The 23,775-nt window shown below is 30.3% G+C and carries 20 protein-coding genes; all 20 read right to left on the minus strand.

All coding sequences use genetic code 11. The features are described from left to right. Positions 1-47 precede the first annotated feature (47 nt). The gene (locus H0I32_RS16780) at positions 48-1,226 is read right to left on the minus strand and encodes a metallophosphoesterase (RefSeq protein ID WP_179314897.1); all 1,179 of its coding nucleotides are present in this window, start codon (positions 1,224-1,226) and stop codon (positions 48-50) included. Between the two features lie 166 nt (positions 1,227-1,392). Then, the gene (locus tag H0I32_RS16785) at positions 1,393-2,010 is read right to left on the minus strand and encodes a hypothetical protein (protein WP_179314928.1); all 618 of its coding nucleotides are present in this window, start codon (positions 2,008-2,010) and stop codon (positions 1,393-1,395) included. A gap of 247 nt (positions 2,011-2,257) precedes the next feature. Next, complete coding sequence (locus H0I32_RS16790) at positions 2,258-2,614, minus strand: hypothetical protein (RefSeq protein ID WP_013621294.1); 357 nt, start codon at positions 2,612-2,614, stop codon at positions 2,258-2,260. A 160-nt stretch (positions 2,615-2,774) separates the two neighbouring features. Continuing rightward, positions 2,775-4,301, minus strand: coding sequence for an ATP-binding protein (locus H0I32_RS16795; protein ID WP_179314831.1), 1,527 nt, complete (start codon positions 4,299-4,301; stop codon positions 2,775-2,777). Positions 4,302-4,455: 154 nt separating this feature from the next. Then, a complete protein-coding gene (locus H0I32_RS16800; RefSeq protein WP_179314832.1) occupies positions 4,456-4,887 on the minus strand; it encodes a hypothetical protein in 432 nt (143 codons plus the stop codon). A 323-nt stretch (positions 4,888-5,210) separates the two neighbouring features. Next, a complete protein-coding gene (locus H0I32_RS16805) occupies positions 5,211-5,717 on the minus strand; it encodes a hypothetical protein (protein WP_179314833.1) in 507 nt (168 codons plus the stop codon). Between the two features lie 197 nt (positions 5,718-5,914). Further along, positions 5,915-6,535 (minus strand): hypothetical protein, encoded by a 621-nt coding sequence (locus tag H0I32_RS16810; RefSeq protein ID WP_179314834.1) that lies wholly within the window; start codon positions 6,533-6,535, stop codon positions 5,915-5,917. Positions 6,536-6,686: 151 nt separating this feature from the next. Next, positions 6,687-7,463: a hypothetical protein gene (locus tag H0I32_RS16815; protein WP_179314835.1), complete on the minus strand. Its 777-nt coding sequence runs from the start codon at positions 7,461-7,463 to the stop codon at positions 6,687-6,689. Between the two features lie 146 nt (positions 7,464-7,609). Beyond that, positions 7,610-8,461: a hypothetical protein gene (locus tag H0I32_RS16820; RefSeq protein WP_179314836.1), complete on the minus strand. Its 852-nt coding sequence runs from the start codon at positions 8,459-8,461 to the stop codon at positions 7,610-7,612. A 170-nt stretch (positions 8,462-8,631) separates the two neighbouring features. Next, the gene (locus H0I32_RS16825) at positions 8,632-9,540 is read right to left on the minus strand and encodes an alpha/beta hydrolase (protein WP_179314921.1); all 909 of its coding nucleotides are present in this window, start codon (positions 9,538-9,540) and stop codon (positions 8,632-8,634) included. A gap of 223 nt (positions 9,541-9,763) precedes the next feature. Further along, positions 9,764-10,417 carry a DUF4919 domain-containing protein gene (locus H0I32_RS16830; RefSeq protein WP_179314875.1) on the minus strand — a complete coding sequence of 218 codons (654 nt, stop codon included), beginning with the start codon at positions 10,415-10,417 and terminating at the stop codon, positions 9,764-9,766. Between the two features lie 180 nt (positions 10,418-10,597). Then, complete coding sequence (locus H0I32_RS16835) at positions 10,598-11,065, minus strand: RDD family protein (protein ID WP_179314874.1); 468 nt, start codon at positions 11,063-11,065, stop codon at positions 10,598-10,600. Positions 11,066-11,195: 130 nt separating this feature from the next. After that, positions 11,196-12,323 carry a hypothetical protein gene (locus H0I32_RS16840; protein WP_179314873.1) on the minus strand — a complete coding sequence of 376 codons (1,128 nt, stop codon included), beginning with the start codon at positions 12,321-12,323 and terminating at the stop codon, positions 11,196-11,198. A gap of 158 nt (positions 12,324-12,481) precedes the next feature. Beyond that, entirely contained in the window at positions 12,482-12,961 is a 480-nt protein-coding gene (locus H0I32_RS16845; protein ID WP_179314872.1) for a hypothetical protein, read from the minus strand. A 1,445-nt stretch (positions 12,962-14,406) separates the two neighbouring features. Then, complete coding sequence (locus H0I32_RS16850) at positions 14,407-15,003, minus strand: hypothetical protein (protein WP_179314914.1); 597 nt, start codon at positions 15,001-15,003, stop codon at positions 14,407-14,409. A gap of 1,280 nt (positions 15,004-16,283) precedes the next feature. Further along, positions 16,284-17,141, minus strand: a complete 858-nt coding sequence (locus H0I32_RS16855; RefSeq protein ID WP_246293655.1) for a hypothetical protein — start codon at positions 17,139-17,141, stop codon at positions 16,284-16,286. Positions 17,142-17,277: 136 nt separating this feature from the next. Beyond that, positions 17,278-17,904, minus strand: a complete 627-nt coding sequence (locus tag H0I32_RS16860; protein ID WP_179377352.1) for a hypothetical protein — start codon at positions 17,902-17,904, stop codon at positions 17,278-17,280. Between the two features lie 161 nt (positions 17,905-18,065). Beyond that, entirely contained in the window at positions 18,066-18,530 is a 465-nt protein-coding gene (locus H0I32_RS16865) for a hypothetical protein (protein WP_179314927.1), read from the minus strand. 2,827 nt (positions 18,531-21,357) lie between these two features. Continuing rightward, entirely contained in the window at positions 21,358-22,260 is a 903-nt protein-coding gene (locus H0I32_RS16870) for a hypothetical protein (protein WP_179314917.1), read from the minus strand. 760 nt (positions 22,261-23,020) lie between these two features. After that, complete coding sequence (locus tag H0I32_RS16875; protein WP_179314898.1) at positions 23,021-23,728, minus strand: hypothetical protein; 708 nt, start codon at positions 23,726-23,728, stop codon at positions 23,021-23,023. Positions 23,729-23,775: the final 47 nt, after the last annotated feature.

The raw sequence follows: 23,775 nt of genomic DNA on the forward strand, positions 1-23,775 counted from the left end.
TAAGTAAACTAGAACTAGCAATAAATTATATACGTTGTTAGCACCAGTTATTTCATTTCTTCTGTTTCTCCATTCTCAAAAACACGGTAATATTTTCCATTTTTAATTAAAAGACCTTCTGATGTAATTGTTGGAAAATATTCGTAATAATCTTGAGGATGCTTGACATCAATTCCAATCACTTTTCCATTGTAAGTTCTATTGACTTTTGATTGAATTGTGTGTCCAACAATAACTGCTTTTGCATTGAATTTGTTAAGCACTATATCAATTTCTTCCTGTGATAAATCATTTTTAAAATATCCTCTATACCAATAAGGTGATGTTATTGAAGAAGTTAGTAGTTCTTGAGTTTTCTCTCCATTTTTCTTTGGGAAATATGGTTTGTAATAATTCTCTCTAATTAATTGATTTAGTTCGTCAATATTCAATTCAGTATTTTCTAATTTAGGACTAATACCTCCGTGAACAAATAAATTCCCGTTTATAAGCTCAATTGTATTTTTGCTTTTCAACCAACGACCTATAAAAGAGTTTTTATCATAAAATTCAAATTGCTTTTTACCTAAAATGGAAGCTACGTGATTATATTTTGACTTTGAGTAGCTATGGTCTCCTTGCATATTCATTATCTCGTGGTTGCCTAAAATATAATGAACATTACCGCCTTTTGATTTCGCATCTTGTTCTAACTTATAAATAAACCATAATACTTGGGTAGTAAAATAACTACGGTCAATAAAGTCTCCAACAAGTACCAAATGATTTTTTCCAAAAGTCCAGTTTAGTTCTTGGTCAATTACAGCACTATTAATTAGAAAATTACGAAAAGTTTTATAATTACTCTCAATATCAGATATCGCAAGAATCTTTAGAGAATCAGAATAGATAGATGCTGGTACTTCAAAATTTGTGTTCGCTACGAAATTAAAACTTGTTGAATCTAATGGGTAGTAGCATTTCAAATCTACTGAAGAATCTACTTTAGAAGTTTTTGTTTCTAATTCAAATCCATTTTTTCTGTCGCCTTTTATGTAATTGATACTTAATAAACTATCATTTTTAAAAAATACATAAGGTCCTTCATCGTTCCAATTATCAGCTAAATCGTTTCGACTATGTTTTAGTGTATTACCAGATAAAAATCCGATTATTACAAATAAAGGTATTACTATTAGAAGCGTTACTATAATGTGTTTTAAGTATCTGAATATTCTTTTTTTCACGGATGTTTGTTTTTAATTGGTGCTAACGGTTTTGTGTATGGTTAGTTGCGTGTTTCAGCAACTAATTTAGTAAACAAAAACGAACGCGAAAAAATTCCGAAGGAATTTTCCAAATAAGCACTTGCCAAAGCAATTAATTATACACGGTGTTACCTACAGGCTTTCTTTATCTTAATACTACTTTCATCTCAAAATCTTTCTCTTTCATTCTTTTTTGTGTTTCTAAGATTACAGGTTTAATATCTTCATAGGAATTTACATTTTTTATTGAATATATCTTTTCTGCATATACATCTATCTCTTTCTCAAATACAGTCATTGATTCTTCTAACTCTTTTGAAAACCTATTTTTAAATATTTTATGAATTGTTTTTATTGCACTAAAAACCATTTTTTCTTCTAATTCCGTTGTAATAAATCTTTTCCCATTCAATTCTTTCCACCATGGGTTAAAGTCTTTATTTCTGTTTCTGTTCAGATGTGCTAATAGTTTATTTCTTTTCACTCTAAACGAATCAAACTTTTTTAAATAATTTACTAATGGTATTAAGACATATTGAGTGTCTGGTATATATTCGTTATTCTGTTCTTTTGAGAATTTCTCAAAGACTTTCAATTCATCAAGTAATGAACAGATGTATAGTGTTTGAAGCTTTTGGATATCTAAATATGCTTGTTCATTAGATTTATCCTTTAATTTTTCGATACCTTTTTTTGATAATTCTATAGATGTGCATAAATAATTAATATTATATATGATTTCTTTTAGAGTTGTTCTGTCCATAACAGTGGTTTTAGCTTGTAGGTAACGGTTACGTATAAGAATAGTGCGGTTTTGTGTGCGAGGATTTTCCGAAGGAAAATCAGACGTAACAAAAGCGTACTAACCTTTGATTAAGCAACTAATTTAGCATTATTTTTATACATTGTTAGCTTTTAGTTGTGACACATTTGAGTGAAAACGTTTTATTATTATTCCGATTTTCAATTCCGCAAACTTGCTCAAATTCCGCTTGAGTGATAATTCCGTTTTATTCAGTCAATTTATTATAATATGGCATTATCAATTCCTCTAATTTTTTCCGTTGTGATTTTGTCAAAGAATGTCCTTTCGGTGGATACGTTTTGGTTGGTCTAATAGCCAATTCAATTAGTAATTCTTTTATTATTTCGTTTCGGTCAATTCCGCGTGATAATATTTTAAATGTCGTGTTATTCTGAATAACTGGTCTGTCCCAATTCGAATTTTCAAAGAGTTGAGAAGAAATTGAAAAAATGTGAGCAATTCCAATCCAATCATCAGGAATAATTTCGATAATCGCTTTCACATCCTTTTTCGATATGGAATGATTTGGTTCGCTATTTATTTTTTCGGTTACGATTTTCATTTTTCGGAACAATTAAAGCTAACGTGTTTGTATATGGTTTGTTGCGTGGTTTAAGCAACTAATTTAGTAAATAATTACCGACCAAAAAAGTCCGCGAGGACTTTCGTAAGTATGCGAGAAGCCAGCAATAAATTATATACGGTGTTGTGCGTTCGTATTTTTATTCGTTATTTTCTTTTATAAACTCTCTCATTTCTCCAATTGATTGCTGTAATTGTTCATTTGTAAAACGAATATTTTCTGTGTTTTCTGGATGATGAATTTGATGACGAACATATTCGTTAAGTACAATTTGTTCTTCTCGAATATTACCATTTCGAAGAATTTTATTGTATAACATTGTTCCTTTACCATTTTTAAATTCATTTAGTAGTTGCTCACTTTCTATAAATCCATAAAGTTCATTGTGATATTCATCATTTGATTCTCCAAATGCTAAATAGTTAACTTCATTTAAAGAAGGATAAGGTAAATCTCCTCTTTCTACATTAATAACTTCTTTTCCTGCTCCGTTTTTTATTAATTGTAAATGTTCAAAGTCTAATAATTTTACTATTGAAGGACTATGAGATGTTAAAATAATTTGAGTCTTTTCAGCACTCGCTAATTCTATAAATGCTTCAATAAGTTTTCTTTGGTGATTTGGATGTTGTGATGTTTCAGGTTCTTCAATTGCATAAATAATGCTCGGAATATTTTCTTCTCTTTTTCTACGTTCAGCTTCTGCACGAAAAAAGTTTAAAAGGACAAGTCGTTTTACACCACTTCCTCTTTTATTTATTGGAATATCTTCGTCACAGGCAATAGATACACTTTTAAATACATCTATCCATTTTAAACTGTCAGGACTTGGAATTATTGGTGTTAAGCTATCAGCAATCTCTGGATTCATTTCATTTAATTTTTCCAAAGTTTTAGCTGAAACATCTGTTAGTTTTTTCTCAACTTCTTGAGCAACTTTATCTAAACTCGCTTTTAGTATTGGGTCTTTTAATATTTCTTGAACAGCTAATTTCATTGGATTTTGAACTTCGCTATCTCCATCGCTATTTTTTCTGTCAGATTGAAACAACGAATATAGAGGCATATAGTTTTTTAATTGTTCCCAAGTATTTTTTGCGTCAATTTTTGCGAGTTCAATTTCAATTTCATTAAGTTGTAAGTCTGAAGAATTGTGATTCCAAAGTGATTTTCTAATTTCTGCATTTTTGGTTTTATCAGCACATTCAATATCGTCTGAAAGTAATTTCTTTAAATCTGCATTCTTTTTTAAAAGTAAACCAGAACAATTTGGGTTAGTAGGATGATTTGCTTTTATAAATACTTTTTCTTTACCTGCATTTGGATATTTTTTTACTATTTCTAATGTTCCGTCTGATAACAATAAGTATTCATCTGATAGAGTAGTAGGGTTTGTTGTGTCAATTGTTAAACTTGCAGGTAATTCTTCAAATACAACACTTATTTTAATTTCTGTATTGCCATTGTTTTTACATTTTTTATTAATGTCGTCTTTATCAATTTTTATAATGCCTTTATTTTCATTAAAAAAAATATCTAAAGCTTCTAAAATTGTAGATTTTCCAATATCGTTCTTTCCAACAAAAACATTTAGGTTTCCAAATTCTATAATAGTCTCATTTTCGTAAGCTCGAAAGTTTTCTATTTTGATTTTTTTAATTTTCATTCTAAATATTCTTGGTTAGTTCGAGGTTGCTTGGATATGACGCACAACGTTGTTGTGTATGGTTAGTTGCGTGGTTAAGCAACTAAGTTAATAAACATTTACGAACCCGTGAATATTCCGCAGGAATATTCGCAAGTAGGGAAGAACATAGCAATTAATTATACACGGTGTTGGCAATAGTATTTTTATTTATTATATCTATTAATTTTTCAACGTCAGATTCTATTATATGACCTAAATCAATCTCAATTTTATTTCCATACGTGTCTATTATAATCAACTTTTTGTCATTCAATTCAGAAGATTTTATTTCTTTGAATTTTATGTTTTTCCCAAAGAACGATTTTATTCTGATTAAGATTCCTCTTTTATTCCACTGAACATAATTCTGATACCAGAACATTTGAGTACTAAATCCGAAAATTATTAGATATCCGATTGCGTTCAAATATTTATTCATTTTAGGGTTTGCAAATTCAATAAAATCAAATGCTCCATTAATTATTAGAAATAGCCCAATTAAAATCAGAGGTAATAAAATCCAACGACCCTTTTTATTCAAATTTCCAAAGTGTATTTTTTTCATTTTCCCGCTATTGATTTAGTCAGTTTGTACGCGTATAAAATACCGATTAAGAACATAATTCCGAAAATTAAATATTCCGTTTTGAATAATAACTTATTCCACCAATTATTCCGAATGCTGTCCACAATAGATTTGTCAGAATTTCAGTTTTATTCAATTTGTTCGTTCTGTTCAGCCATATTATTGCCAACGTGTTTGTGTATGGTTAGTTGCGTGGTTAAGCAACTAAATTAGCAAACTTTTACGAACCCGTGAAAATTCCGCAGGAATTTTCGCAAGTAGGCTAGAACAAAGCAATTAATTATACACGGTGTTGGCAATAGTTATTTTATTTTCTTTCCGTTTCGATATTCTTTTTTGGTTTCAGTTCCGTCGTCATTTAGGCAATATTCCGTTCCGTTTTTCTTTCCGTTAATAAATTCACAACGATAAGTCATTTTCTCACCGTTTTCTCCATATCCCAACTGAAGTCCGTGTTTCTTTTTTCCTAAATATTGACAACTATATATCAATTTCCCATTTTCAAATTGTTCTACAAGAATTTTGATTCCTTCATTATTATAGGTTATAGTTTCAAAAATTTCACCATTTGAACGGTACTTAATTTCTTTAGAAAGAACAAATGGTTTATTCGGATTATATATCGTTTTATTGGAAACTCTTATTTCTTTTCCATTATAATATAAGTTACTCCATAGAATAATTCCATTTTTATATTCCTCTTCGTAAACTAAATGTCTATTTTTCCGTTTGCTTTGAGCAATTCCAGTAAAGAGTTGGTCGTTTGAAGCTTTATAAACCAAATTATTTTCAATGTAGGTCTCTTTCATTCCGATTTTTTCTTGCGAAATCAGTTCGTTGAAAGTAAAGAACATTAATAAAATCAATAAGTTTCTAAATTTGGTCATAATTATTGCCAACGTTGTTGTGTATGGTTAGTTGCGTGGTTAAGCAACTAAGTTAGCGAACTTTTACGAACCCGTGAAAATTCCGCAGGAATTTTCGCAAGTAGACAAGAACAAAGCAATTAATTATACACGGTGTTACCATACGTTTTTATTTCGATTCTATGATTCAGTTTTTCAATTATAAACTCCGAAATTTTTTGATAGTCAGACTCATTTAAATTCATATGATTTAAATAATGCTTTTTTTCGTTTTTTTCAGTCAGAATTATGTCACTTGATTTTAATTCAATATTATCTAGCTTTTCAATTCCGATTGTTTGTTTTCTTGCTCCATTTTCAAAACTTAATTCATTATTTTTAATTTCTATAATTCCACTTGGAACAAATAAACATCCTAAAATCAACAATAGAATTCCAGTCAGAAGAAGTAAACTCCACATAATCTTTTCCGATTCAAAATATTTCAGAGCTAAAATTCCACCTACAGATAATATTATTCCGAAAATAAAAGGTACAGTTTTATTATAATCATCATTATTTGTCGGAATTCTTAATTGGTCAACATTTTTACCATTTCTGTATTTTATTCTGCCGTAGATACTCCAAATAATAAGTGCAATCCATAAAATCGGAAAAAATTCTCTTACTGGCTCGATTAATTCCCTCACATATTTTACTTGTAAGAGCAGAACAATTCCAATTGTCAATATTGTTCCCAAATATGGATTTCGTTTTTTCATCAAATGTATGGTAACGTTGTTGTGTATGGTTAGTTGCGTGGTTAAGCAACTAAATTAGCAAACTTTTACGAACCCGTGAAAATTCCGCAGGAATTTTCGCAAGTAGACAAGAACAAAGCAATTAATTATACACGGTGTTAGCATACGTATTTTATTTCGGTCTATAATTTTCATTAAACATTATTGGTATAGTGTACTTAACATTTATCACTTCTCCTGCTTTAATATAAAAATCAAATTCAGGCAGTAATTTTAATATTCTTAAAGCTTCTTTTTCCAATTCTTTGTATTCAGTCCTTGATTTGATTTCCACGCTAAATTCCGTCTTTGATTTACCTGATTTTATAAGACCGTAAACTTTATGAATTCCTTTTTCTAAACGTGGTATTTTATTCCAATTAATTTTTTTTGAAATAAATTCATTCAAACTATCTTGGTTTTGAGTATAGATTGAAATGTGAGATTCTGAATTGTCGAATTTCTTTTTGTCGATGACTTTTCCTTTCTTTAAACTTAATATCCATTCAGATTCGTAAATTTTTAACTCCTGATGAATTAATTTACCATTAGGAACAGATAATTCTCCAGAATACCAATTTGCTAATACTAATCCATTTTCATATTCTTTTGGAAATAACTTTTTCAAATCAGCTTTGATTTTATTTTCTGAATAGGAATAATCACAACTGTAGATATTTGATAAGTAAAGTTTATTATCAATAATTTTCCACTCTGCAATATATCCTCTCCAACAAGCGGTCGAATATCCAGCATCTTGGTCTCCAAATAAATTCAAGTCGTCTAATTTCGGATATGAACCTAATGGATTGCTATGTAAAGGAATTGTGTCATTTTTCCATATCAAAATATCAGGAATTTGTTCGGTAGCGAAACCAAATGTAGAAACCAATAATATTATGATACTCAATGTTCTTTTCATATGTATGCTAACGTGATTGTGTATGGTTAGTTGCGTGGTTAAGCAACTAAGTTAATAAACATTTACGAACCCGTGAATATTCCGCAGGAATATTCGCAAGTAGGCAATAACAAAGCAATTAATTATACACGGTGTTAGCTACTGTGCTTTTCATTCAATTCAACTATCATAGGATATTTCGCATTAATCTCTAAATATGCATTAAACACTATTTCGAAAACTAAATCCCTGAACTTTTTCATAAGTACTGTATTTAATTCAAAAGTTTGCCCAATTTTAAATTTTTCGTTGTCCAAATAATTTAATAAACTTTCGTTGATTTTAGAGTTATTGTGAATTATTATATTCCTTATGCTGGTGTATTTGTCTAATTCTTCTAACTCATCTTTTTTAAGTTTAATTATTATTTTAAAAGGTTCTTTTTTCCACTTACTAATTATTGTAGATATTTTTTCGTAACCTGATTTTTCTAATTTCTCTTCAATAATTATTGAAATCAGTTCATCGTAGTTGTCAGCTTTTAATATTTTATCTAGTCCAATTTCTTTATCCTTATTTGATAGCAAAGTTTTATCGTTTAAGAACAATAAACGTTGTAAGTCTTGGAAATACCCTTCTAGAAAAGAGTATAAGGAAATTAATTCTTGACCAAATAGAACCTGCTCATAATCAGGTGATTTTAGTTCATTACTTTTCAATTCTGCTGTACTATAATTCTGTACAAAACGATAAAATTCTTTTGATGTACCTAATTCGATATATTTTTCTTCAGTTAAAAGATTGAATTCCGTTTGTGTTAAATCAATTTTAGCTTTTTTTAGAATGTCTAAATCTGTTTTATATTGTTTGAGTGTTTTTTCAGGTAAATTTGCGGGAAAATCATTGAAAATTGAATGGCTATACATACTAAGTAAATCAACCTTAGACATATTTGCCCTCATCGCTTGGAAAACTTTATCTAACTGTTCTTTTATTTCAATTTTCATATTAATTTATTCGCAGTTTACATTGCATTGTAGCTAACGTGTTTGTGTATGGTTAGTTGCGTGGTTAAGCACCTAAGTTAGTAAACTTTAACGAACCCGTGAAAATTCCGCAGGAATTTTCGCAAGTAGGCTAGAACCTAGCAATTAATTATACACGGTGTTGGCAGTAGTTATTTTTTATATGTAAAGAGTAATCCATCATAAATAGCTCTTGATAAAATCGAATTATGATTAGCTTCTTCATATGCTTTTAGACTATAATTAAAATTATTTTTATTAAGACTTTCTATAATAGTATTCAGTTTTTCATTTGATTCGGTTGTTCTTTTAATTTCTAATTTCCCATAGCTTAAAAATAACTGATGAAATTCTGACGACTTTTTAAATTCGTCAAACAAACCTTCTTTTAGAACCTCATTTTCGTTCCAAAAAAGAGGTCCGGAAATTAAGATGTAATCATCTATAAGGTTTGGTTTTTTTTGTATTAAGTATGTACCAAAAAGTGCACCAAGTGAATGTCCTAAAAGGCCTTTTCTTTTATTTAAATTAGGATATTCTTTTTCTATAAAAGGAAATAATTTTCCAGATAGGAATTCAATAAAATTATCTGCACCACCAGTCGTTTCAGAGTTTTTTAGAACTGCATTTTCTCCAGATCCTGATTTTAATATGGGCTTAATACCTTTTGAAATTAAAGCTTTAAATTTCTTACTTAATTTATATTTAGTAGGTGTGAAATCCATGACTCTTTGTTTATTAAAGTCAAACTCGTTTCCTTCAATTGAAATTCCTATTAAAACAATATCTTCTACGTATTCAGATCTATTCAAAACATTGTACGAACCTGTGACAATATCTGATATAAACCACGCATCTAGATAATAGAGAACATTATAACTTCTCTTGTTATCATAATTAGGTGGAAAAGTAATTTTGATTAAATAATCTTGATTTTCAGATGAAATTTTGTGTGATTCGATTATGTTACTTTCTCTTATTTCTTGACCTAGGATGGGAATAATTGTCAAAATATTTAAAATGACTGTTAAGTAAAAAGTGGATGTTTTTTTCTTATTCATAATTTTAATTCAGCGATTTTTTTAAATGTGATGTCTTTATTGATAGTCAAAAAGTTAATATCTTGTACAGTTCTCTCTAATTACTGCCAACGTTGATGTATAAGAATAGTTGCGGGTTTGTATGCGAGGATTTTCCGAAGGAAAATCAGATGTTACAAACACGCAACTATCTTTGATTAAGCACTAAACCGTAATTATTTTTATACGGTGTTATGTGCAGGCTTTATTTCCGTTTTAAATTTTCTCGACCTTTAAATACATTACTTATCTCAAAATAATAAGTCTTCTCTTCTCCATTTTCATCAGTAACTTCCATTCGGTCACAAATTCCACCATTGTTATCTAAGTTTTGTTTACTTAATTCCATTCCAAGCATATCTAAAATAAAATATTCTTCGGAAACTTGTATTACAGACCAACCATTTTCGCAAGATTTTCCGTCGCCATTATTTACTATCGATTTTAAAAGTCCGAATTGAATTGTCTTATATTTTTCTGCGTTTATTGTATCTCCAACAATTTTATAGGTTTGTCTTAATATTTTATGAGCTGTCATATTTGTATAATCAATACTCAACATTTTTTTTGTTGAAGATATAACACTGTCAAATTCAGATTCCGACATTTGCTTATACATAGCTTTTGTCAATTCTCTAAGTTCGGTGCTTTTTTCTGACGCTATTTTGAACTGTTTGCTTTCTATGAAACTTTCTCTGAATGATTTATAATCGATATCTACATTTCCGTTTTCAAGAGTTTTCACGCTTTTACTATAATTATCTTCAAATTCAGGAACTTTTATTTCCGTTTCCGTTTGACCAAATACAATGGTTAAATTGAAAAGAAATATTAAGGTTAAAAAACATTGTTTAATCATATTTCGGATTTTTTTTTCAGCTTGCACATAACGGTTTTGTGTATGATTAGTTGCGTGGTTAAGCAACTAATTTAACAAATAAATCACAGATAGAATATTCCGCAGGAATGTTCGTAAGTCGGCAGTGACCAAGCAATTAATTATACACGGTGTTACCATACGTTTTTATTCTACTTTCTATTATTCCACTTTTAATTCAGTGAGAGATTTAATCGGTACAACAATAGTTTTAGCCCATAAATCTCCAACTCTTTGGTTCAAATCCGTATTTTTAATTGTTACAATTCCGACCAACCCAAAAAAGAACATATCAATCGGGTCAAGTAAATGTCTTTTAAAAGATTCTCCAAAAGTCAGTTTTCGGTTCCTTCCGTTTTTCGGAATCGGTTTAAGTCCGACTAATGAATTTCCGAGCGTTGCACCAAGTCCAATTTCAAGTCCAACAGTCATAATTATCCACAGTAAAAATGGTAAAAGGCCAGGTAAACCGTTTAATGCCATTCCACCATCGTCAGTAGGTTCTCCAAGAAAATAAATCAAAAACATAGTTCCGAAAAAAATTATCATATAATCAACTAATCCAGCAATAAAGCGAAAAATAGTATTCGGTTGAGTTTTAATTTTGGTAGTTAAGTTTGTTTCGGTCATCGGTTTTTCTCAAATGTATGGTAACGTGATTGTGTATGGTTAGTTGCGTGGTTAAGCAACTAATTTAGCAAACTTTTACGAACCCGTGAATATTCCTGCGGAATATTCGCAAGTAAGCTCAATGAAGCAATTAATTATACACGGTGTTGGCGGTAGTTTTTATTTCATTTGTCAAATTTTCTTTAGTCAACCCATAATCATTCAAGTTATCCCATAATTCTTTTTCTGAACCCAATAAATTCATTAATCCTTCTTTTCCATATTTCCTCAAGGTTCTTTCACATATGAGAGCTCCAATCATATAAGGAATAGGGGTTTCATTATCTATATAAAATCTTTCGTAAGGTTGCAAGTGATTAGCTATTTCAACTTCAGATTCATTTAAGTAAACTTTAAATTTTTCTCTATGCCAATCGTAATTATTTTTTCCACTACCACCTATATATGTAGCTATTCCTTCATTTAAAATGGGTTGAATTGATGGGAATAATTTTTTGGTGTAAATATGAACGATTTCGTGAGTGTAATATTCCGAATTATTACCAGAGTAAATAATGTTTCCATAATCAACCATTCCACCAGTTTCACTAAAATACATATTTGGCAAATAGTCGAATCCTTTAGTCTCAAAAAGTTGTTTTGGTGTGTCACAAGAATAGTAAATTATATCAATTGAATTTGTATTGAAAAAATCACAAATGAACTCAATATCTTTTTTCTGCATTTCCATTTCCTTTTCATTTGGTCTTTTTCTTTCAGGCAAGTAGTAGGTAATACTTTCTTTATTTATTTTTGTCCAATCTTTTGTTTGGAATTCAATTGCTCGTTGCAACTTCCAATCAGTTTCTACTCTCGTAGCGACTATATTATATATTGCTATTATTGTTGTTTCTTCTGTTTCTGTATTTGTTCCTACAAATCCAATTTTTAATATTTTTTTATTTTCAGAAGCTTTTATAATTTCCATCAAAGTCGGCTTAAAATAGTTTTCGCCGTGTTTGCTTCTCTCGATTTTAAAAATATCCTTGTAAGGATAGATGTATTTTTCAAAGTCAGATTCGAGCCAATTTTGGTTTTGGGTCAAGGAAGTGTTTTTAGTTTCAAGAAAGTTTGATAAGATTTGAATTATTTTTTGGTTTTCTGTATTTGATTGGTCAATTGCTGGTGAAATCGATAATGTAAAAATATCCTCATTTTTAATTTGACTTTCACAGGAAAAAGTCGAAAAAGCTATGAATATGCAAATTAGATACTTCATTTTTTTAAATTACCGCCAACGGTTCTGTATAAGAATAGTGCGTAGTTTGAGTGCGAGGATTTTCCGAAGGAAAATCAGATGCAAGCAAACAAGCACTAACTTTTGATTAAGGAATAAACTTACGCATTATTTTTATACAATGTTAGCACCAGTTTTTATTATTCCGTTTTGTGACAACTTATTCCCCAAATATTTAATTTGTCCAAAGAATAGTCTATCTCAAGCGTATTTTTACTAATAACTTTAAATTCATTTCCTTCTTTATAGTTTGAGTCAAAAATGTCATTTAAATTCAACGTGTCTTTTTTTCGTTCCGCAAAGTTCAGCAATACAGTTTTTTCATTTCCGCTCCAAATTCCGTTTGCATTTATAATGTCAGATTCAGGTTCAGATTCTTGCATTGGTTCCGGATAAATGCTCATATAAAAATCAAAAGTTCCATTTGGAATTAAAGTCAGTTTTATTAGAGCCAAATCATTATCTCCACTTAAATAAACAATTGTGTCGTTAAGTACTAATTTTTCGGATTCGATAATTTCCGTTTCAGTATTCAATTCCGCATTATGAGTTTTTTCAGATTTTTTCTTTTGACAAGAAAAGACGATTAAAATTAAAACTAAAAATATTGTTGTTCTCATCGTTGTTCTCAAATTGGTGCTAACGGTGTACGTATATGAATAGTAGCCTTAAATATTCAACTGCTATTCGGATTGTATATCTGTTTATAAAGTAACGAAAAATAAATGAGACCAATGACTTAGCTATTATTTATATACGCTGTTGTGTTTAGTATTTTTCTTTTCTATTTCGTTTATAGCTTTCCAGGATCTTTATTATAGGTTTAGATTTAGTTATCTACAAAAAATTTAAAATACGTAGTCTTGACGACGCTACATAAAGAGCCAGCCACCAAACCTTGTTTTGTTTTAAAATTGGTTATATACCGATATATGGCTTGTTTTAAAATAAAAGCTTTCTTCGAATCCTTATTATTTAAATTTCTGAAAATGATGAGTTATTGAAAAAAAACATTAATGTAAGGAACTGTCAATCAGGTATTTGTTAATGTTAAATAATATAATAAACTTGACTTTCTCATTTTTTTTCAATAACTTCAGACAAACTGTTTAACGTTTTCAAACGTTCTGAGAGCGCGCTCTCAACGATTTCAATCGAACAGTTTGGCGCTTTAAAAATCTTCCTACGTCGATTTTCAAATCACATCATTTTTAGAAACTTAAAAGACCTCGAAGAAAGCTACAATGTTTGGTGGATGACCGAAAGTCGGCAATATTAATCACAACGTGTTTGTGTATGCTTAGTTGCGTGGTTAGGCAACTAATTTAGTAAACTTTTACGAACCTGAGAATATTCCGAAGGAATATTCCAGATAAGCAGAAACAAAGCAATTAAATATACACGGTGTTGGCAGCCGTGCTTATTTTTTTATCCGCTATGTTTTTTAAATAAACGATAATTTAATATACTTCAATTAGTTCTCTAATTAACTTAAACATTAAATAAATCGATAGATAATCTGTTTTTAGTCCTGCGTTGTTGCTAATCAGACACGCATTTTACGTTCAGCTTGGAAATCCTGCGTTATATTTTTAATATCGAGGAAACTTATCAAATTCTAGTTCTCGTGTCTAATGAATTAGATAATTATTCCAATTTAGTTCCGCAAGAAATTAAAATTTCCGACTCCATTTTTTCTGATTTTACTTACTTAAAAGTCAAAAAAAAAAATCGCGAAAAAGAAACTAGGCTTTTTTATTGCGATGAAGTTATTTTCTAACAGTAATTTTCCGTTCTGCTTGTAATTCCTGAGTTATGATTTTCATTCCAATGTTTTGAAAATCCAATTTTATTTTTATTCTTAAAATTCAGATTTGTATAAGTTCCAATTTAGAGTTGGACTTTGCCGCACACGCATTGCTGCCAACGTGATTGTGTATGGTTAGTTGCGTGGTTCAGCAACTAAGTTAGCAAACATTTACGAACCCGTGAATATTCCGCAGGAATATTCGCAAGTAGAGAAGAACAAAGCAATTAATTATACACGGTGTTGGCTGTAGTTGTTTTAATTCGTATATTTTTTTATTAATTCTTTTTCTATCTCAATAAGTTCGGTTCTAATATTTCCAACAGGTTCGTTTTCCAATTTTTGTCTCAATTCAATAAATCTATTCGCAAAGTCATAAAACTTTTCGCTGGTAGTGAAACTCTCTAGCCATTTTCCGAAATCAATCAAATATTCTTGATTTATAGTATATTCAAAGTATTCAATTAGTTGTTCTAGCTGCCAATTTGAGGATTCAGATTTTTCGAATTGAAGAGATTCTTTTTGAAGAAATTTGTCAAAAATATAAGTATTAGATACAAAAGTTTGAATTGCTTTCTTTTCGGCTTGTTCAATTCTTTTAGTTTTAAAAAGAGTAATTGTCCATTCAAAAAGGAAGATTGGATAACCAATGTCTTCAGGGAAATTTTTTGTGAACCAATTGAAGTATCGTAAAGCACCAGTGAAATCCTCTAATTTTAAGTATAATTCGGGTGGTAAATATCTTAATCCTCCACCATCGTGATAAAATCCGCCCCAATGTCTTTTGTCAGCTTGAAGGTCACGTTTAATTTTCTTGATTTTATTTTTTATTCTTTCTTCCTGTTTAGGTGTCATCAATTTTTTTTTCAATTACAGCCAACGGTGTACGTATATGAATAGTAGCCTTAAATATTCAACTGCTATTCGGATTGTATATCTGTTTATAAAGTAACGAAAAATAAATGAGACCAATGACTTAGCTATTTTTTATATGCGCTGTTGTGTTTAGTATTTTTATTTTCTTTTGGTTTATAGCTTTCCAGGATCTTTATTCTAGGCTTAGATTTGGTTATCTACTTTAAGCTTAAAATACGTAGTATGGACGACGCTACATAGGATATTCAGCCACCAGACATTGTTTTGTTTTAAAATTGGTTATATACCGATATATGGCTTGTTTTAAAATAAAAACTTTCTTCGAATCCTTATTATTTAAATTTCTAAAAATGATGAGTTGTTGAAAAAAACATCAATGTAAGGGACTATAAGTCAGATATTTATTAGTGTTAAATAATATAACAAACTTGACTTTCTCATTTTTTTTCAATAACTTCAGACAAACTGTTTAACGTTTTCAAACGTTCTGAGAGCGCGCTCTCAACGATTTCAATCGAACAGTTTGGCGCTTTAAAAATCTTCCTACGTCGATTTTCAAATCACATCATTTTTAGAAACTTAAAAGACCTCGAAGAAAGCTACAATGTTTGGTGGATGACCGAAAGTCGGCAATATTAATCACAACGGTTTTGTGTATAAGTTAGTTGCGTGGTTTGGCAACTAATTTAGCAAAAATTGACCGAACCCGAGAAAATTCCAGCGGAATTTTCGCACGTAATCTAAAAAAAGCAATTAATTATACACGTTGTTAGCTTTTAGTGCTTTTTTGTCCGTTTAGTAATTTATTCCGCAGTTTTTGATTCCGCAAACTTGCTCAAATTCCGCAACTTGCTAAATTCCGATTGCGTGAGATTCCGAGTTTCCAATTCAGTTTTAGATTCCGCAAACAAGCTAAAAAATCAAGCGTAATTCAATTCAGAGTTTGAGTGAGCAATTCCGCTGTTGTATTTCATTCCACATTTGAGTGATAATTCCGAAAATTTTTGAAATTCGACACACAGTTTTTCTAATTTATCTTACTTAAAATTCTAAAAAAAAAATCGAAAAATAAACCAGGCTTTTTTCAAACCGCAAACTTGCTCCAGCATTAAAGCTAACGGTTTTGTGTATGGTTAGTTGCGTGTTTAAGCAATTAATTTAGTAAACATTTACGAACCCGTGAAAATTCCGCAGGAATTTTCGCAAGTAGGCAAGAACCAAGCAATTAATTATACACGGTGTTATGCCACGTATTTTCTTTAGTTACAAGGTCTTTTTCTCGCGTAAAATCCTGCTTCATTTTCAAAGAAATTGTCATAGTAGCAATTACGATTTATGTTTTCTATCAGGTACAAAGGTCTTAATATAGCTCCTTGCAAATCAAAATAGAATATATTATTTATTTTATTGAACGTATTTGATTTTGTTTTCCAATTATCAAATGGTTTATTCAAATATGTATTCACAAAATTATAATCATAATATTGATAGATATGTATTATTTCGTGAGAATATAGAGTATAGTCATTTATTCTGTCATTTGTAAAAGCGATAACATTTCCATATGTGGATGCTCCACTATCATATTTTGGGTCGCTCGTTGAGAATATAAATTCGCCAGTCTTTAAAGTTTTGCTAAATTCAAATTTTGTATTACTTGCAACAGCAACTGTAAGAAATAATGAAACAGGCATTATTTTATATTTTACTTTAAATTTATTTTTTGTGTAAAATTCTAGTCGATTGAAACCTATGTTTAAATGCCATTGTTCCCAAAAATTTCTATTAGATGAAGCATTTTCAATGACTGAAGTTCCGGCAGAATTAACAAGTTTTCCATACCAACTATATTCTAATGCTTGTTTTTGTCCGATTTTAACTATTAAATTTTTGCTTTCATAAACCAGATAACCACCTAAAGCTCCTTGTCCCATACCTTTCAGAAGAACTTTGTCCCACTTTTCATTAGGCTTTTTATTTATAAGCGCACCAATTCCACTAAAAACTGCACCGAATCCAATATTATATAGTGCCATTTCAGAGTTAGAATTCTGACCATCTGAGTAGCTAGAATAAAGAAATATTGAGGTTAAAAAAAATAGCTTAATTTTATTCATAGGCGTTTTTTCATATGTGGCATAACGTGATTGTGTATGGTTAGTTGCGTGGTTTAGCAACTAAGTTAGTAAACTTTAACGAACCCGTGAAAATTCCGCAGGAATTTTCGCAAGTAGGGAAGAACCTAGCAATTAATTATACACGGTGTTGTGCGTTCGTTTTTTTTATTCGGTTGATAATTTCAATTCCTAAATAGTCTTTTAATTTCGGGAATTTATATCTGTAATATTCATTCCAATAACTTGCTATTCGACTTTCGGTTTGTTGCCAATATATTGGGTTCTCATTTTTAAATTCTTTATAAAATTCCAATGTGTCGTTATTCACTTTCTCGTCAATAATCGGAAACAATTCATAAATATATTCTCCTAATAATTGAACAAGGAATGGTGTTTTCCATTTTTCTAATTTTTCAGATATTTTATTTAACCTTTTCTCTCTTATAAATCCATTATGATGTCTGGTAAAAAAGCAATTTAAAATATCTTTCTGTATTTCCGTCAGTTGATTTTCGTTTTGCGGTTTTGGTTGGTCAAAATAAATTCTTGTTGGGATTTTTAATAATTCTCCACTAACTTTTACGTCATAGGAATCAGAACTTATTAAATCAAATTTATATTTACTTTCCAACGGAATAATATTGAAAACCATTATAACATCCGATTTTAGATTTTCAGGGAAAGAATCTATAATTATTTTCAGATAATCAGGTTTCATTTTCTTTATTAATTCTTGTTTCCGTTCTGCTCTTAAATGACGCACAACGTGATTGTGTATGGTTAGTTGCGTGGTTAAGCAACTAATTTAGTAAACTTTTACGAACCCGTGAAAATTCCGCAGGAATTTTCGCAAGTAGTGAAGAACAAAGCAATTAATTATACACGGTGTTGTAAAACGTTTTTTATTCTTTTCATTTTCGATTATTAAAATATATCAAGCTTTTTGTATTCAGTTTTGCATATATCATAATTGTGTAAGTCTATTGAATCATATTCCATCTGGTCAGATAAACTTAGTTTTAAATAATCGTTCTGAAAATCATCTATACTTTTTTTGACAAGTATGGAATTTTCAAAATATGCGTGATAATAATCTATTGGGATTTCAGCCCATTCAGAATAGTGTTCAATTGTAAAATCGGTCAGTTCCAAATCAGTAATTAATTTTACAATCTTGCATAAACTATAATTATTTTCGAGTTCCGTTTCTATGTGAGTTATTATTTTATTTATAGAACTAAACTTTTTTGCAATTTCAATAAATTCTCCAATCGTACTTCCATCTAAATCCATTGGAATAATAATAAAAGAAGTTTTTTTGAAATGAATTATATTCTTTGGTATTTCAAGTTTTTGTTTAGTTTGTATAAAGGAAATATTTTGTCCCATAGATTGTTCTCAAATGTTTTACAACGGTGTACGTATATGAATAGTAGCCTTAAATATTCAACTGCTATTCGGATTGTATATCTGTTTATAAAGTAACGAAAAATAAATGAGACCAATGACTTAGCTATTATTTATATACGCTGTTGTGTTTAGTATTTTTCTTTTCTATTTCGTTTATAGCTTTCCAGGATCTTTATTATAGGTTTAGATTTAGTTATCTACAAAAAATTTAAAATACGTAGTCTTGACGACGCTACATAAAGAGCCAGCCACCAAACCTTGTTTTGTTTTAAAATTGGTTATATACCGATATATGGCTTGTTTTAAAATAAAAGCTTTCTTCGAATCCTTATTATTTAAATTTCTGAAAATGATGAGTTATTGAAAAAAAACATTAATGTAAGGAACTGTCAATCAGGTATTTGTTAATGTTAAATAATATAATAAACTTGACTTTCTCATTTTTTTTCAATAACTTCAGACAAACTGTTTAACGTTTTCAAACGTTCTGAGAGCGCGCTCTCAACGATTTCAATCGAACAGTTTGGCGCTTTAAAAATCTTCCTACGTCGATTTTCAAATCACATCATTTTTAGAAACTTAAAAGACCTCGAAGAAAGCTACAATGTTTGGTGGATGACCGAAAGTCGGCAATATTAATCACAACGTGTTTGTGTATGGTTAGTTGCGTGGTTAAGCAACTAAATTAGTAAACTTTTACGAACCTGAGAATATTCCGAAGGAATATTCCAGATAAGCAGAAACAAAGCAATTAAATATACACGGTGTTGGCAGCCGTGCTTATTTTTTTAATCCTGCGTTGTTGCTAATCAGACACGCATTTTCCACACAGCTTGTATATCCTGCGCTATATTATTAATATCTAGGAAACTTATCAAATTTTAGTTCTCGTGTTTAATGAATTAGATAATTATTCCAATTTAGTTCCGCAAGAAATTAAAATTTCCGACTCCATTTTTTCTGATTTTACTTACTTAAAAGTCAAAAAAAAAAATCGCGAAAAAGTAACTAGGCTTTTTTATTGCGATGTAGCTATTTTTTCAACCGTAATTTTCCGTTCTGCTTATAATTCCTGCGTTGTGATTTTCATTCCAACGTTTTGAAATTCCAATTTTATTTTATTCTCAAAATTTAGAGTTGTATAAGTTCCAATTTAGAGTTGGACTTTGCCGCACACGCATTGCTGCCAACGGTTTTGTATATGTAAAGTTGCGGGTTTGCGTGCGAGGAATTTCCAACGGAAATTCAGACGTAGCAAACATGCAACGACCTTTTGATTTAGCTAAAAGTAGCAATTTTTTATATACGTTGTTGCCTACAGTGCTTTTTTCTTACTTTAATTCAACGTTTCTCTTTTCAGGGTTTGAGTAAGTTCGTTCGTTTTCAATTCCTCAAACTTGTTCCAATTCAGATTTATTATTTTTTCAGTAGAGTGGAAGTCATGCGTAATTTTTGCGTTCTGTTCTGATTTCTGCATTTCCATAATTTTAGTCAAATTCCGCACAGCAATTCAGTCAGATTTTGAGTAAGCAATTCCGACGTCGCTTTTCATTCCCCATTTGAGTGAGAATTCAGATTAATTTTCAGAATTTCACAACATAGGCTTTTCGTTTTTACTTTCTTAAAATTCTAAAAAAAATCGAAAATAAAACCAAGCCTTTTAATCCGCAAACTTGCTCCAGCATTGTAGGCAACGGTTACGTATAAGAATAGTGCGTAGTTTGTGTGCGTGGATTTTCCGAAGGAAAATCATAAGCAACCAAACTCGCATTTACTCTTGGTTAGGCACTAAACTAAGCATTATTTTTATACAATGTTAGCATGCGTGTTTATTTTTGTCGGACTTATTTTACGAAATAGTTGCGTTTAATTTTTCAAAACCTAGGATTTTTTGAGCAAGAGTAAAGTCAGTTGCTCGTTAACTTTGCGTAATGTTTGTTAAAAGTCAGATGTTTTGCGCAAGAGTAAAGTCAGTCGCACGCAACAGTTGCGTTTTGAATGGTCAGAAGTCGGTTGAGTGAGATTTTAAGGAATCTATTTTAAACTACTTTTGAGTGATTTTGAGTGATTTTTATTTTTCCAGAGCTGAGTGAGACATGAATGCTAACGTGTTTGTGTATGCTTAGTTGTGTGGCTTGGCAACTAAATTAGTAAACTTTTACGAACCTGAGAATATTCCGAAGGAATATTCCAGATAAGCAGAAACCAAGCAATTAAATATACACGGTGTTAACTACCGGCTTTTTTTCTATTTATACAGATTTCAGATTTTTAAATTTTCCAATAAATATAATTTAGGAATTCTAATTTTAGCAACGGTTTAAGGGTATTACTCCGTTTAGCGAATCCAGTTTAGCTCAGATTGGTTTTCCTGCGTACAGTTCAACCGTAACGATAAACACAAGCTTTTCAATCTTGATTTACTTTATTGATCTTTTTAATCTAAAATTATCTTAGTTGTTTTAATTTCAAACAGAGTAGAGTAAGCTCAAAATTGGTTTCTTTAAATTATCTTTTAAAATTCTATTTTTCTTGGTTTATGAAGTCAAACCGTAAGCAATGCGTAATGCTTTTCAGATTTAATTATCCATCTGAGTAATCAATCAAATTAGGGCTTACGATGTTTCAATTTAAGAAAAATGTTAGTTGGCGAGACAGCTTGTAGTTAACGTGTTTGTGTATGGTTAGTTGCGTGGTTAAGCAACTAAGTTAGTAAACATTTACGAACCCGTGAATATTCCGCAGGAATATTCGCAAGTAGGCTAGAACCAAGCAATTAATTATACACGGTGTTAGCATACGTTATTTACAGTTTTTTTATCAGAACATAGTCATTATCAAAATCCTCGACTTTTAAAATCCTCTTTGGGTTACAAGAACTTTCTCGATAAGCAATTTCTGGATTTCCATAATCAACTTTAGTTCGGTTAAAGCAACCTTGTTTTTTAAGAACGACATAAATTGTTCCGCTTTTCAAATCATCATTTGATAGTTCAACACCACAATTGAATGGAATTGTTTTTGAATGGGAAAAGTCATTTCCATAATCAGCATAATTGCCAAGATATGAACCATAATCTTTCCATCTTCTAAATTTATATCCTTGTGTGCCCAAATACTTTAATTCTCCGTTGTTCATTTGATAAACTAAAATTGGTGGTAATGAAGGATTATTGTTTTCTGAAGTCACAGAAATTCTCGCCATAATATGGCTATTTCCTCTTTCTGCATCTCTTAAAAAATATTGATTACCATAATCATCAAAAGACCAACGTTTTCCTTTCCATACTTTGTCAAAGCGTAATGATAAATCTCCGTACTTTACTCTTGTTGTTGGTTTTAAGACCTTATAACCAAGAGCTTTTTTTCTTTCTGCGTCAACTCTCTTTTTCTCAATTGTTTTCTCAATTTTATCTATTTCTTTTGAAGCTGTCGTTGCATTATTAGTTCCTTTAAAATTATCTACGATTCCTTGAAATTCTATTTTCGCTCCATTCAGGTTGTTATCGGTAAGTAGTTTTTTTGCTCTAATAAATCTGTTTTCGGCAGTATTTTTTATTTCGGTCAATTCAGCCGAACAGTTACTCAATTCAGTTTTTGTTTGTTCAAGTTCAGTTTTTAATTCAGACAACTGTTTTTTTGTTTCTCCGTCCGAGCAACTGATTAATGTTATGATTCCAATAGTAAGTGCGAGTAATATTCTTTTCATTCGTTGAATTTTTTTAATAATGGTAAATCTAATACGAATATTTCAATGATGATTATGGGTTTCCGTAATGTATGCTAACGTGTTTGTGTATGCTTAGTTGCGTGGTTAGGCAACTAATTTAGTAAACTTTTACGAACCTGAGAATATTCCGAAGGAATATTCCAGATAAGCAGAAACAAAGCAATTAAATATACACGGTGTTGGCAGCCGTGCTTATTTTTTTAATCCTGCGTTGTTGCTAATCAGACACGCATTTTCCACACAGCTTGTATATCCTGCGCTATATTTTTAATATCTAGGAAACTTATCAAATTTTAGTTCTCGTGTTTAATGAATTAGATAATTATTCCAATTTAGTTCCGCAAGAAATTAAAATTTCCGACTCCATTTTTTCTGATTTTACTTACTTAAAAGTCAAAAAAAAAAATCGCGAAAAAGTAACTAGGCTTTTTTATTGCGATGTAGCTATTTTTTCAACCGTAATTTTCCGTTCTGCTTATAATTCCTGCGTTGTGATTTTCATTCCAACGTTTTGAAATTCCAATTTTATTTTATTCTCAAAATTTAGATTTGTATAAGTACCAATTTAGAGTTGGACTTTGCCGCACACGCATTGCTGCCAACGTGTTTGTGTATGGTTAGTTGCGTGGTTAAGCAACTAATTTAGTAAACTTTTACGAACCCGTGAAAATTCCGCAGGAATTTTCGCAAGTAGGCTAGAACCAAGCAATTAATTATACACGGTGTTAGGCACAGTATTTTAATATTTTTTCTTTTCCAATATTTTCAAGCTCGTTAAAGAAATTAGATAATCGCAGGCATTAAAGAAATTTCCTTGACTTGGCGAGCAAACAATTACAGCTCTATAATTTGTCTGATTTACACCTTCCATAATCCATTCAGAACCATCTGTTCCAATTGAGCTACGACCTAAATCCATATTCCAAAAATCCGCTTTTCCGATAAGTTGGGTAAATTCATTCCATTCTTTTTCGGTTAGTATTTTCAATCGTTCAATTTCTATTTCTCCAGGTTCATATCCACCAGCACCATTTAGCACTTTCCAATAAAGAATATATTTTTCATTTCTTTTTTCAAATCTAAAAGTCATTGGTTTGTCAAAAGTTCTCAACCAAGTAAAGCGATAAACTTCTTTGTCAATTTTTCTATTAAACAACAAAGGTTCTTTCATTGCGTGAAGATGCTTTGAGTACCAATTCACAACAAATTCGTCATAAGTTCCTTCTATAGTTTTTGTTTTAATTGTATAGCTTGAGTCATTTTCCTTAATCCAATCAGTACTAACTTCAGGAAACATTTCTTTCGGAAAGTAAGGTTGTTTAAAATCAGTCGGAACATTTAGGCTGTCAACTTCGATTGTTGAGTCAACAAATTTGTCAATCGATTGACTATATCCAATTTCAGTCAGAAATAAGGTCAAAATTCCAATTGATAATATTTGTCTCAAAGTTTTGTTCATATTGTGCCTAACGTGATTGTGTATGGTTAGTTGCG

The organism is Winogradskyella sp. HaHa_3_26 (assembly GCF_019278425.1).
GTDB classification, from domain to species: domain Bacteria; phylum Bacteroidota; class Bacteroidia; order Flavobacteriales; family Flavobacteriaceae; genus Winogradskyella; species Winogradskyella undariae.

Excerpts from the sequence above, each read along its gene's own strand:
- H0I32_RS16795 (WP_179314831.1), bottom strand. The coding sequence starts at position 4,301 with ATGAAAATTAAAAAAATCAAAATAGAAAACTTTCGAGCTTACGAAAAT.
- H0I32_RS16790 (WP_013621294.1), bottom strand. The coding sequence starts at position 2,614 with ATGAAAATCGTAACCGAAAAAATAAATAGCGAACCAAATCATTCCATA.
- H0I32_RS16805 (WP_179314833.1), bottom strand. The coding sequence starts at position 5,717 with ATGAAAGAGACCTACATTGAAAATAATTTGGTTTATAAAGCTTCAAAC.
- H0I32_RS16835 (WP_179314874.1), bottom strand. The coding sequence starts at position 11,065 with ATGACCGAAACAAACTTAACTACCAAAATTAAAACTCAACCGAATACT.
- H0I32_RS16810 (WP_179314834.1), bottom strand. The coding sequence starts at position 6,535 with ATGAAAAAACGAAATCCATATTTGGGAACAATATTGACAATTGGAATT.
- H0I32_RS16840 (WP_179314873.1), bottom strand. The coding sequence starts at position 12,323 with ATGAAGTATCTAATTTGCATATTCATAGCTTTTTCGACTTTTTCCTGT.
- H0I32_RS16825 (WP_179314921.1), bottom strand. The coding sequence starts at position 9,540 with ATGAATAAGAAAAAAACATCCACTTTTTACTTAACAGTCATTTTAAAT.
- H0I32_RS16845 (WP_179314872.1), bottom strand. The coding sequence starts at position 12,961 with ATGAGAACAACAATATTTTTAGTTTTAATTTTAATCGTCTTTTCTTGT.
- H0I32_RS16785 (WP_179314928.1), bottom strand. The coding sequence starts at position 2,010 with ATGGACAGAACAACTCTAAAAGAAATCATATATAATATTAATTATTTA.
- H0I32_RS16870 (WP_179314917.1), bottom strand. The coding sequence starts at position 22,260 with ATGAAAAGAATATTACTCGCACTTACTATTGGAATCATAACATTAATC.
- H0I32_RS16855 (WP_246293655.1), bottom strand. The coding sequence starts at position 17,141 with ATGAATAAAATTAAGCTATTTTTTTTAACCTCAATATTTCTTTATTCT.
- H0I32_RS16820 (WP_179314836.1), bottom strand. The coding sequence starts at position 8,461 with ATGAAAATTGAAATAAAAGAACAGTTAGATAAAGTTTTCCAAGCGATG.
- H0I32_RS16800 (WP_179314832.1), bottom strand. The coding sequence starts at position 4,887 with ATGAAAAAAATACACTTTGGAAATTTGAATAAAAAGGGTCGTTGGATT.
- H0I32_RS16850 (WP_179314914.1), bottom strand. The coding sequence starts at position 15,003 with ATGACACCTAAACAGGAAGAAAGAATAAAAAATAAAATCAAGAAAATT.
- H0I32_RS16830 (WP_179314875.1), bottom strand. The coding sequence starts at position 10,417 with ATGATTAAACAATGTTTTTTAACCTTAATATTTCTTTTCAATTTAACC.
- H0I32_RS16865 (WP_179314927.1), bottom strand. The coding sequence starts at position 18,530 with ATGGGACAAAATATTTCCTTTATACAAACTAAACAAAAACTTGAAATA.